Below are 4,474 nucleotides of genomic sequence, written 5' to 3'. Positions count from 1 at the left end.
CCTTCAACGACATGGTCGGCCGCGCCAACCGGCTGGAGCCCAAACGTGCCATCGCCCACTGGAAGGCCAAGGGGCTGGACTTCAGCAATATCCTGTACCAGCCGGAAATGGGGATCAAGAGGAGCCGCTACTGCACCGAGGCCCAGGACCACGGCCTCGACCGGTCGCTCGACATGACCAAGCTTTTGGACATCTGCAAACCGGCCATCGAGAAGGGAGAAAAGGTCAGCGCCGAATTCCCGATCACCAACGTGGACCGGGTAGTCGGCACCATCGTCGGCAACGAGATCACCCGCGCCTTCGGCGCGGAAGGGCTCCCCGACGACACGGTCCGGCTCAAGTTCCACGGCTCCGCCGGTCAGAGTTTCGGCGCCTTCGTGCCGAAAGGGATGACCCTGGAACTCACCGGGGACGTGAACGACTACCTCGGCAAGGGGCTAAGCGGCGGCACCATCGTGGTCTACCCCCCCGCCGGGTCGAAGTTCAAGGCCGAGGAGAACATCATCGCCGGCAACGTCGCACTCTACGGCGCCACCAGCGGCAGCGCCTACATAAACGGCATCGCCGGGGAGCGCTTCGCCGTGCGCAACTCCGGGGTCGAAGCGGTGGTGGAAGGGGTCGGCGACCATGGCTGCGAGTACATGACCGGCGGGACCGTGGTGGTCCTTGGTGAGACCGGCAGGAACTTCGCGGCCGGCATGAGCGGCGGTGTCGCCTATGTCCTTGACGACAAGAACGACTTCAGGAACCGCTGCAACACGGAAATGGCGGCGCTGGAGCAGCCGACCGAGCAGGACCTTGACCTCCTCAAGGCGATGATCGAGCGGCATGCGGAACTGACCGGCAGCTCCCGGGCCATCGCGATCCTCGAGAACTGGAGCAGCTATGCCCGCCAGTTCGTCAAGGTCATGCCGATGGATTACAAGCGGGTGCTCCAGGCCCTGGAGCGTGCCCAGGCCGCCGGCTTGAGCGGCGACGAGGCGCTGGCCGCCGCGTTCGCAGAGAACGCCGCCGCTGCACACTAAAATCGAGACAATTCTTCAGATAGGATAAAGCTATGGGAAAACCAACCGGATTCATGGAATACCTTCGCGAACTCCCGGCCGATCGCGAGCCGCTGGAGAGGAGCAAGGACTGGAATGAGTTTCACCTGCACCTTCCGGAGGAGAAACTCCGCATCCAGGGTGCCCGGTGCATGGACTGCGGCATCCCCTTCTGCCACACCGGCATGCTGGTCTCCGGCATGGCCTGCGGCTGCCCGGTCAACAACCTGATCCCTGAGTTCAACGACCTGGTCTACCGCGGGCTCTGGAAACAGGCGCTGGCCAGGCTGTTGAGGACCAACAACTTCCCGGAGTTCACCGGCCGGGTATGCCCCGCTCCCTGCGAAGGCTCCTGCACCCTGGGCTCCATCGATCCGCCGGTCACCATCAAGAACATCGAGGTGAGCATCATCGACCGCGCCTGGGAGGAAGGGTGGATGGTCCCCAACCCGCCCACCTTCAGAAGCGGCAAGAGGGTGGCGGTGGTCGGCTCCGGCCCCGCCGGCCTCTCGGCGGCAGCCCAGCTCAACAAGGCCGGTCACCAGGTGACCGTGTTCGAGCGTGCCGACCTGCCGGGGGGGCTTCTGATGTACGGCATCCCCAACATGAAGCTCGACAAGCGCGAGGTGGTGCTGCGCCGCATCCGCCTCATGGAGCAGGAGAAGATCTCCTTCGTCTGCAACACCGCCATCGGCGGCGCCGACTACCCGGTGGAGAAGCTCAAGAGCGAGTTCGACGCCGTGGTGCTCGCCACCGGCGCCACCGTCCCCCGCGACCTCCCCGTCGAGGGGCGCTCGCTCAAGGGGATCCACTTCGCCATGGATTTCCTCACCGCCAACACCAAGGCGGTGCTCAACCAGGGGGCCGACTACATCTCGGCCAAGGGGAAAGACGTCATCATCATCGGCGGCGGCGACACCGGCACCGACTGCGTCGGCACCTCGCTCCGCCACGGCTGCACCTCGGTGACCCAGCTGGAGATCATGCCCCGCTCCCCCGACACCCGCGCAGCCGACAACCCCTGGCCCGAATGGCCGAAGACCCACAAGGTCGACTACGGCCAGGAGGAAGCGGAGGCCAAGTTCGGCGCCGACCCGCGCGTCTTCGTGACCACGGCGACCAAGTTTGAAGGCGATGCCGAAGGGAACGTGACAGCGGTACACACCGTAGAGGTGGAGTGGCAGAAGAACGACAAGGGGCAGTTCATACCCGTCCCGGTACCCGGCACCGAAAAGGTGCGCCCCGCCGGCCTGGTGCTGCTCGCCATGGGCTTCCTGGGCCCCGAGCAGGAGTTGCCGGAGGCCCTCGGCGTGGAGCGCGACGGCCGCAGCAACATCAAGGCCGACTACGGCCGCTACGCGACCAGCCTCCCCGGCGTCTTCGCGGCCGGCGACTGCCGCCGCGGCCAAAGCCTGGTGGTCTGGGCCTTCAACGAGGGACGCGGCGCGGCACGCGAGTGCGACCGCTTCCTGATGGGAGACACCGAGCTCCCCTAGGCTTAAGCGCCAGTAACAGTGGAAAAGGCACCCGGACCACCGGGTGCCTTTTTTTATTCCGGGATTGACCTCCTTCCCCTAAAATGCTAGCTTCCACTTTTCGTTCCGGTACAATAGCCAGGACGGTCAGGTAGCCAGGAACTGAACGTCGGGAGGGGACGCAATGGAGCATCGCCATCATGACCCGTATGAGTGGGACGAGGAAGACCCGTGGGAAGGAGTACGGCTCACCAAGGAGGCCATCTCCGCCCGGACTACCCTCCTGCTCTACACCGCCCTGCTCACCGCCCCCTTTGTCGCCTTGATCGGCTGCGGCGGCTACTTCGCCGGCCTCAGGCCCCATGAGGTGCTGGGAGCCTCCTGCTACCAGGCGATGGTATCCAGCGTCATTTTCTTCGACACCCTCAGAAACGCCGCTCACGAGTGCTTCTCCGAGGCCCAGTCGGCCGGCTTGGTAACCTGCATCAAGGGCATCCCCATCGTCGACCCCGCCTACCCCCACCGCCGTCTGGCCAGCCTTTCCTTCGCCATCGGCGGCCGCCCCGCCCAGAAACGATCCTGACCGCAAAACGTTTATTTTTAAAATTCAGGGTGTTACCATGCTTGAAGAGCCGTTGACGGCCCAACTCTACCAGCATAGGGAGCCCCACCATGCGAGTACTCGTCGTCGAAGACAACGAAACGATGCAGCGGTTGTTTGCAACGGCACTGGCCAGGGAAGGGATGGAATGCACCCTGGTGAGCGACGGCAAGAGTGCCGTGCGAGCCTGGCAGCAGGACGAGTTCGACGTCATCTTCATGGATGTGCAGATGCCGGTGATGGACGGAATGGAGGCCGCTCGCCTCGTCAGGGAGCAGGAGGTGTCGCGCGGGGGCCATACCGTGATCATCGGCGTCACCGCATTCGCCCTCGATACCGAGCGGAAGATGTGCCTGCAGGCCGGGATGGATGCCGTCGTTACCAAGCCGATCAACCTTGACGAGTTGTTCAGCGTGGTCGAGAAACACGCCAAGGGCCGTGCTTAGGACACTCTCCCACCTCCTTGCGGCAGTCGCCCCGCTCGGCCCGGGCTGGAGGCTTCGCCCCCATCTGGGCACCCAGCGCTGCCTTTCCCCACCGGAGGGTGGCGGCGCCGACGGAGGCACTGACGGTGCCCGGCAGAGGCTCGACCGCAACGGCAAAGAGAGGCAGATACTGGCGGAGCAGGTCAAGCAACTCTACGCCCTCGCCCCCATAGGTTTCCTGGCCACCGTTATCAACTCCGTTATCGTCTTCATGGTCATGAAGACCGTCATTCCCTACCGGGTCATTGCCTCCTGGCTGCTCTTGATCTTGGTCATCACGGCCGGCAGACTGCTCCTGGTGATGCGGTTCCGACGGCAGCAACCACCGCCGGCGGAAGCCTCGAAATGGGTGAACCGCTTTGTCGGTAGCATCGTTTTGTCCGGTGCGGCTTGGGGGAGCATCGGTCTTTTCCCTCTCTCCTACTCCATCGCCCATCAGGTCTTCGTCGCCTTCGTGCTGGGAGGAATGGCGGCTGGGGCGGCCTCCACCTTTTCCAACGCGAAGTACGGCTACGCCGCCTTCGCGCTGCCGGCGATGCTTCCCTTCGCGATCCGCTTCATCCTGGTCGGAGACGATTTCCACTACGCCATGGGGGGGATGGCCTTCCTCTACATCCTTTTGCTGTGGCGTATATCCCAGCACAACTGTTTCATGAACCGGACCTCTTTCCTGTTGAGGTTCGAAAACCTGGAAATGCTGGAGGGCCTCAGGAACGCAAAGGAGGCGGTCGATGGGCTGAACCGGCAGCTAACCGGGGAGATCAAGGCAAAACTGGGAGCGGAGGCTGAACTCAGAGCACATCACGACCAGCTCGAAAAGGCGGTCGAGGAAAGGACGGCGGACCTCAAGGCAGCGCAGCAAGGTCTGGT

At 63.8% G+C, this 4,474-nt stretch carries 5 protein-coding genes; all 5 read left to right on the top strand.

The features are described from left to right. Positions 1-1,025 (top strand): GltB/FmdC/FwdC-like GXGXG domain-containing protein (locus tag VJ604_RS13460; RefSeq protein WP_518517916.1); only part of this gene is annotated, 1,025 nt, incomplete at its 5' end. 32 nt (positions 1,026-1,057) lie between these two features. Next, positions 1,058-2,539, top strand: a complete 1,482-nt coding sequence (locus VJ604_RS13455) for a glutamate synthase subunit beta (protein ID WP_324083307.1) — start codon at positions 1,058-1,060, stop codon at positions 2,537-2,539. Positions 2,540-2,702: 163 nt separating this feature from the next. Next, positions 2,703-3,101 (top strand): hypothetical protein, encoded by a 399-nt coding sequence (locus tag VJ604_RS13450; protein WP_324083306.1) that lies wholly within the window; start codon positions 2,703-2,705, stop codon positions 3,099-3,101. Positions 3,102-3,190: 89 nt separating this feature from the next. Beyond that, positions 3,191-3,565 carry a response regulator gene (locus VJ604_RS13445; protein WP_324083305.1) on the top strand — a complete coding sequence of 125 codons (375 nt, stop codon included), beginning with the start codon at positions 3,191-3,193 and terminating at the stop codon, positions 3,563-3,565. Next, positions 3,558-4,474: DUF1090 domain-containing protein (locus VJ604_RS13440; RefSeq protein ID WP_518517915.1), on the top strand; the 917-nt coding region annotated here is incomplete at its 3' end. The genes VJ604_RS13445 and VJ604_RS13440, both read left to right, overlap by 8 nt.

It is taken from the genome of Geomonas sp., from assembly GCF_035254065.1.
Taxonomy (GTDB): Bacteria; Desulfobacterota; Desulfuromonadia; order Geobacterales; family Geobacteraceae; genus Geomonas.
This window is presented reverse-complemented; position numbering and strand designations above follow the sequence as displayed.

What these genes read in the sequence shown, in the direction of transcription:
- VJ604_RS13455 (WP_324083307.1), top strand. Translation starts at nt 1,058, where the DNA reads ATGGGAAAACCAACCGGATTCATGGAATACCTTCGCGAACTCCCGGCC.
- VJ604_RS13450 (WP_324083306.1), top strand. Translation starts at nt 2,703, where the DNA reads ATGGAGCATCGCCATCATGACCCGTATGAGTGGGACGAGGAAGACCCG.
- VJ604_RS13445 (WP_324083305.1), top strand. Translation starts at nt 3,191, where the DNA reads ATGCGAGTACTCGTCGTCGAAGACAACGAAACGATGCAGCGGTTGTTT.